Raw genomic sequence first — 6,386 nt, forward strand, 5'->3', positions numbered from 1 at the left:
TACGCCCGCTGAGATGTTCAGCGAATCTGTTGCATCGACCGGTTGAATCCGCCGCTGAAAGTGGGCGGACCGGACAGCCGCAAGGTCGCGGTGCTGTTCACCAACATCACCGAACGGCGGCGCACCGAAGCAGCGCTGCTGGCCAGGGAGGTCGACCTCATCGATGCGCTGGCTGCCGCCGAAGACGCCAACCAGGCGAAGTCGGACTTCCTGTCTCACATGAGCCACGAACTGCGTTCGCCATTGAATGCCGTGCTGGGCTTTGCGCAGCTGCTGCAGGCCGGCACGCCGCCACCCACGCCGCGACAGGAAGAAAGCGTGGAAGAGATCCTGAAAGCGGGCTGGTACCTGCTGGGCCTGATCGAAGAGGTTCTGGACCTGTCGCTGATCGAATCAGGCCGCCTGTCCTGCGTGCTGGAGCCGGTGCCGTTGGCCGAGGTGCTGCACGACTGCCAGGCGTTGGTGGAAGGGCAGGCCGCAGCCCATGGCATACGCCTGAGCGTTGCACGGCCAGACGACGCATGCATCGTCATCGTGGACCGCACCCGTCTCAAGCAGGTCTTCGTCAACCTCCTCAGCAATGCCATCAAGTACAACCGCGACGGTGGCTCGGTGCAGGTGCACTGTGAAGCCGTGGGGCAGGGCCGCATCTGCATCCGCATTGAAGACAGCGGCAGCGGCCTGAGCCCCGAGCAGTTGACCCATATCTTCCAGCCCTTTGAGCGCTTGGGTCGGGAGGCTGGAGCGATCGAAGGCACGGGCATCGGCCTGGCACTGAGCAAGCGCCTGGTGGAATTGATGAACGGCCGCATTGGCGTGCAAAGCACCGTCGGCCAGGGCAGCGTGTTCTGGGTGGAACTGGACACGCCTGGTGTCCAGCCATCGGTGCCGGCGAGCTCCGCCGAGACCACCCCTGACTTGCCACAAGTCGCGACGGCACCCGAACCCGCTGTGGCCGGCCGACGCCCCTGCACCGTGTTGTGCGTGGAAGACAACCGTGCCAACCAGCTGCTGGTGCAGCGCCTGTTGGCGCAGCGCACCGATGTGCGCCTGCTGCTGGCTGGCGACGCAGAGCACGGCTTGCAGCTGGCACGCACGATGCAGCCCGACGTGGTGCTGATGGACATCAACCTGCCGGGCATGAGCGGGCTGGTAGCGATGGAGCACCTGGCTGCAGACGCAGCCACTGCGCACATTCCGGTCATTGCGCTCAGCGCACTGGCGATGCGGCACGACATTGACAAAGGCCTTCAGGCTGGCTTCTTCCGTTACTTGAGCAAACCGATCAAGATCGATTCCTTCACCGAAGCGCTGGACGCAGCCCTGGACCTGGCCGATCGGCCGGAGCAGGCGCCAGCCAGAGCGGTTGTTTCAGAGTCGGCACTCACGGCAAGTTCGGCAACTTCCGCAAAGAACTCAGAGAACTCGAAGAAGGTACAGACGCCATGATCACTTCCAGCGACATCCTCGGCGCACGCGTCCTCATCGTTGACGACCAGGAAACCAACGTGCGCATGCTTCAGCGCCTGCTGTCAGACGCTGGCTACAGCCAGGTCACGGCGACCCTTCGGCCCGATGAAGTGTTGGCACTGCACCGCCAGCACGACTACGACCTGATCCTGCTGGATCTGCAGATGCCCGGCATGGACGGCTTTCAGGTCATGGAAGCCCTGAAGACCATCGAGCGCGACCCTTACCTTCCGGTGATCGTGCTGACGGCGCAGCCCGGCCACAAACTGCGTGCGCTGAATGCCGGGGCCAAGGATTTCATCAGCAAGCCGCTGGACCTGACCGAGGTCCACACCCGCATCCGCAACATGCTGGAAGTGCGTTTGCTGTACCGCCAGCTGGCGCTGCACAACAGCCAGCTCGAAGCCACCATCCTGGAGCGCACGCAGGAACTTCGGATCAGCGAAGCGCGCTTTCGCAGCCTGACCGAACTGGCGGCCGACTGGTACTGGGAGCAGGACGAATCAGGGGCCTTCACGAAAGTGTCGGGGCCGGTGCTGGAAATGTTGGGCATCCAGGTGGATGCATTGATCGATGCGCCGCAAGACACCCAGCAGATCGGCTGGAACGAATCCGAGCGCGCGGCCTTGCTCAAACGCATCGCCGCGCGCGAACCTTTTCTGGACTTTCACCTCAGCCGCCAGGAGGCGGACGGGGAGCGTCGGCAGTTCCGCGTGAGCGGGCAACCGATATTTGACCGAACCTGCCGCTTCATCGGTTACCGAGGTGTGGGTGTTGAAGTGTTGACGGATGGCCATTGAAGGGACGACTTGATGCGTCAGCAGCCCATGCTCAATCCTTTGCCGCAGCCCGAACGGCACCAGGCGCGGCTCAATCTCCTGTTGGGCGCATTGCCGGATGTGGACTTCGAGCTCATGGCGAGGCACCTGGAGCCGATCACCTTGCGCTTGGGTGAATCCATCTATGAACCCGGCAGCCCTTTGCACCACGCCATCTTCCCGACCACTTCCATCGTGTCGCTTCACTACGTGACAGAAACAGGCGCCTCGGCGGAGACAGCGGCCGTCGGCAGGGAAGGCATGGTGGGCCTGGCGCTTTTCATGGGCGGCCACACGACCGCCAGTTCGGCCCGCGTGCTCGTGGCCGGCGGCGCATTTCGACTGCCGGCGGGCCGGTTGCAGCAGGCCTTCGACGGCGTGAGCCCTCTGCGAGGATTGCTCTTGCGAGACGCCCTCTCGCTCATCGCCCAGATCACCTTGTTCGCGGCATGCAACCGGCATCACCCCATCGAACAGCAGTTCTGCCGCTGGTTGCTGTGTGCCCTGGACCGTATGCCGTCGAGCGACCTGGTGATGACCCACGAACTCGTCGCCAACACATTGGGGGTGCGCAGAGAAAGCATCACCGAAGTGGCGGGGCGCTTGCAGCAGGCTGGCGTGATCCGCTATCGCCGCGGCCATATTTCGGTGCTGGACCGCGCCGGACTCGAACATCGAGCCTGTGAGTGCTATGCCGTGGTCAAGGGCGAGCAGCGCAGACTGCTGGCTTCGGGGCGATGAGTTCGGGGGGCAGCCTGTGTCGCCAACAAGTCGGTAGTTCCAGTTCGCCTTGCACTCAGCCGTTCAACTGCTGGAAGGCTGCGGTCTCAACGCTTTGAATGCCGAGTCTCGGGGGTGCAGCAGTCAGAGGAAGGCTGGCCGCTGACTGGCCGGTGATGAACGCAGCTGTCTTTCGGGACGTCGAGCAACAGTCTTGAACTTCCCTTGGCGTTGGGTCGTCGGTTTCGCCGCGAAAGCAGCCCGTTGCCATGGTTTCCTGCGCCAACGATCCCTGCAAGTTCGGATCGTGCAGATCAACACAATCCATCGGATTGAAGGTCGGCTTTTGCAAGCAGTGCAGCCGCTCGTGCGAGGCGCAGGCGTGTCACCAAAAACTCAAATGTTGGCCACCTATCGAGGATGTTGTTCACCGATCCGTGAGCCTTCTGAGGGTGTCCGTCTGCCGGTATGTTGGGAGCGGGTCGCAAGCGTCACTGTGCTGGGTGCAAACAGCCCCGGTGCGCCCGCCATCAAGCCCATGATGGCCTGTGCCAGCGGTGCCAGCGGTGCCAGCATGTCACTTCACCTTCTCCCCCTGGCTGAGGGGATCAAGGAACTGGTCGGTCACGTGCGTGCGAGCTGCTTCTCGGGTTGCATCCCTCGGCGTCGGCACTGAAGGCCATGCAGACAGCGCGAGGGACCAGCACGACCGGCGCTCCACCCTGACCCCTGTCTTCAGACCAGGGCGACCAGAAGGAAAACAAGAACCACGGGCTCGAACCACCTCGGTTCAACGCATCTGATGCCTGTTGATGGCAATGACAGGGGCGCCGCGCAGCCTCACCTGAAAGTCCATGCCGTAAAGAATGGGCTCCAACAAAGCGTGATCCTCGGGGTGCAGTCCCCAGTGCTCGCTCATGGCCAACAGCACCAACGATTCTTCGGCCTCGACGCAGCGGTCGGCGTACACCACCGCGCAGCTCAGCTTCAAGACAGTGCGTCGAGTGCTGTCGTCGTCAACCTCGCGCAGCATGTGAGCGAGCATTTCGCCGGAAACACATCGCTCCTCGACGCTGTGCGCCGACCCATGCAAGTCGGCGCACAGGTCGCGGACAACGCCGTCCCACTGTGCCTCGGTCATCCCGAGACGCCGATGACAACCGTGCGCGTTCAGAGCGGCCGTCTCGATCGCCTTGATCTCGCCGTTGGCGACAAGCGCGACGGCCACGATGCGTGCCGCTGCCTCAGGGCTGTTGTGTGGATAGGAACGAAGCATCCGGGCCGGGACGTTCATGGGGTGCTCCTGTCAAGGCGATGGTCTGGCAGTGGCGATCGGACCCACGGTCTCGCTTGGAAGTCGTCCCATCCGCAGCGGGGCGCTGAGGCTGCCAGACGCCTGGTCGCACGCACGGAGTTCGTCGGCGAATCCGCGCACCAAGGTGGGTACGAAGCCGCTGCACGGGTCGGGCAAGGACCGAGGCGTTGGATCAAGCGATGCACTCACGATTCGCCCACCCACAGCAAGGCCATGCCCGTGCCCACGCTCGCAGGAATACCGACCCGTTCCAACACACCAGCGGGCACGCCGGCCACCACTTCCACTGAGACGGAGCAGCGCTCAATGAGCTGCGTGGTCAGTGAATTTCCGACAGCGCGCACGAATGCGCTTTTGCGCGCCGTGCCGATGACGATGCGGTGGCAGCAGAGACGGCGGGCGGCCTCGGCGATGCAGTGGGCCTTGTCACCCACCTCCAGATGTGCGCGGTAGGGGACACCGGCGTTGTCGAGAAACTGCCGGGCACCGGCGAGTGCCTCGTCGGCGCGTTCCCGGTGAAAGTCATCGCGCAGGTCACGTTTGACATGCCGTCTGACATTGGCTGAAAAGGGCGGCTGGACATGGAGCAAGTGAATCATCCGGACCTCGCCAAGATGGAATGCCGAGGCCGCATGTCTCACGGCGACCATTGCGTGCGTTGTTCCGTCGCAGGGAATCAATAGCGTGGCCAAGTCGATCTTTCCAAACAAGAAGTGGGATGCACAACAGATATTCACCTGGTGGGCTGCGATCCCCAGAGGACCATGAACTGCGTTGTTTCGGGCAATCTACAGGCAACCGCGTTCCCTGAAAATCAGATTGTTCTGATGTGACACTACGAGAAAACGGCAAAATTGAGGGGTCACCCCATCAGCAGCTGGCACCATGAACTACAAGCACCTTCACTACTTTTTTCAAGTGGCCAAGCGTGGCGGTGTCTTGCGGGCCAGCGAACATCTGCACATGTCGCCGCAAACCATCAGCGGGCAGATTCAATTGCTTGAGGAGGCGCTGGGCACAGCGTTGTTCAGCAAAAGTGGGCGTGGGCTGGCCCTCACCGAGACCGGGCGACTCGTGCTCGGCTATGCCGAGTCCATCTTTTCGATCGGCGCAGAGCTCGAAGAAGCCGTGCGCGACTTCCCCAGCAAGAGCAAGCTGTTGGAGTTCCGCGTCGGGGTGGCCGATGCTGTGCCCAAGACCATTGCATGCAGGCTGATCGAACCCGCCTCCAAGCTGCAAGAGCCTGTTCGCATCGTGTGCCGTGAGTGGAAGCTCGACACGCTCTTGGGCGAGTTGGCCATGCACCGTCTTGACCTTGTGATCGCGGACGCACCGATTCCGTCCTCGGTCAGCGTTCGGGCTTTCAATCACAGACTGGGAAGCTGCGGGGTCAGCTTTTTCGCCGCTCCTTCAGTTCTCGCCGAAGCGGGCAGAGCGCGATTTCCGGATTGTCTGGATGGAGCGCCGATGATCTTGCCGGCTGAGGAATCCGCAGTGGGCAAGCGCCTGCGAACGTGGCTTGAGGACAGCTCGCTGAATCCCCGAGTGGTTGCAGCGTGCGATGACAGTGCACTGGCCAAGGAGTTCGGGCGGCGGGGGATGGGTATCTTCGTCGGACCCACGGTGCTCGAACGGGACATCGAGAAGCAATACGGCGTGCGTGCGATTGGGGCAACGCCGGAGGTCGTGGAGGAATTCTTCGCAATCTCCGTCGAGCGCCGCATCACGCATCCTTGCGTGACTGCGATCACCGAAGCAGCACGCAACCGGCTGTTCGCGGAGCCAGTGCGGCGGCGGGGGAAGAGATCATCAACTTGAGCGCAGCGCCCAACCCATTCAGTTCAATGAACACCGTGGTTGGCGTCTTGAATCAAGATGTTTGGGCTGTCGCCGTGCGTTGGATCAACGCGACAACCCACGTCAAGACGGCTGCGCCATCAAGCACGACGCCCAGAGCGCACCCTTTGCGTGCCTGACGGTCGTCACACCATGCGCGTTGCCGTGGTCGCAACGCTGCTCGACGCCGTGTTCCCTGTTTAATCACAGCCAACGACGGAGACTTT

Annotated in this window: 7 protein-coding genes; 4 read left to right on the forward strand and 3 right to left on the reverse strand. The window is 62.5% G+C overall.

The window, feature by feature from the left end:
• The first annotated feature begins 42 nt into the window (after positions 1-42).
• From Q1W68_RS14895 to Q1W68_RS14905, 3 genes are read left to right on the forward strand one after another with little or no spacing between them, the layout of a single operon-like run.
• Positions 43-1,449: an ATP-binding protein gene (locus tag Q1W68_RS14895; RefSeq protein ID WP_300649735.1), complete on the forward strand. Its 1,407-nt coding sequence runs from the start codon at positions 43-45 to the stop codon at positions 1,447-1,449.
• The gene (locus Q1W68_RS14900) at positions 1,446-2,270 is read left to right on the forward strand and encodes a response regulator (RefSeq protein ID WP_300649736.1); all 825 of its coding nucleotides are present in this window, start codon (positions 1,446-1,448) and stop codon (positions 2,268-2,270) included. Before Q1W68_RS14895 ends, Q1W68_RS14900 begins: the two co-directional genes overlap by 4 nt.
• Before the next feature lie 12 nt (positions 2,271-2,282).
• Positions 2,283-3,029, forward strand: a complete 747-nt coding sequence (locus Q1W68_RS14905; RefSeq protein ID WP_300649738.1) for a Crp/Fnr family transcriptional regulator — start codon at positions 2,283-2,285, stop codon at positions 3,027-3,029.
• Positions 3,030-3,084: 55 nt separating this feature from the next.
• Here Q1W68_RS14905 and Q1W68_RS14910 read toward each other — a convergent pair whose 3' ends face one another.
• From Q1W68_RS14910 to Q1W68_RS14920, 3 genes are all read right to left on the reverse strand, one after another.
• The gene (locus Q1W68_RS14910) at positions 3,085-3,360 is read right to left on the reverse strand and encodes a hypothetical protein (protein WP_300649740.1); all 276 of its coding nucleotides are present in this window, start codon (positions 3,358-3,360) and stop codon (positions 3,085-3,087) included.
• Positions 3,361-3,798: 438 nt separating this feature from the next.
• The gene (locus Q1W68_RS14915; RefSeq protein WP_300649742.1) at positions 3,799-4,302 is read right to left on the reverse strand and encodes a hypothetical protein; all 504 of its coding nucleotides are present in this window, start codon (positions 4,300-4,302) and stop codon (positions 3,799-3,801) included.
• 206 nt (positions 4,303-4,508) lie between these two features.
• Positions 4,509-5,015, reverse strand: coding sequence for a universal stress protein (locus Q1W68_RS14920; protein WP_300649744.1), 507 nt, complete (start codon positions 5,013-5,015; stop codon positions 4,509-4,511).
• Between the two features lie 193 nt (positions 5,016-5,208).
• Here Q1W68_RS14920 and nhaR point away from each other — a divergent pair, with 193 nt between their 5' ends.
• Positions 5,209-6,141, forward strand: coding sequence for a transcriptional activator NhaR (gene nhaR, locus Q1W68_RS14925; protein ID WP_300649746.1), 933 nt, complete (start codon positions 5,209-5,211; stop codon positions 6,139-6,141).
• The last annotated feature ends 245 nt before the right edge of the window (positions 6,142-6,386 follow it).

The sequence above is a fragment of the Hydrogenophaga sp. genome (assembly GCF_030158645.1).
In the GTDB taxonomy this organism is placed as follows: domain Bacteria; phylum Pseudomonadota; class Gammaproteobacteria; order Burkholderiales; family Burkholderiaceae_C; genus Hydrogenophaga.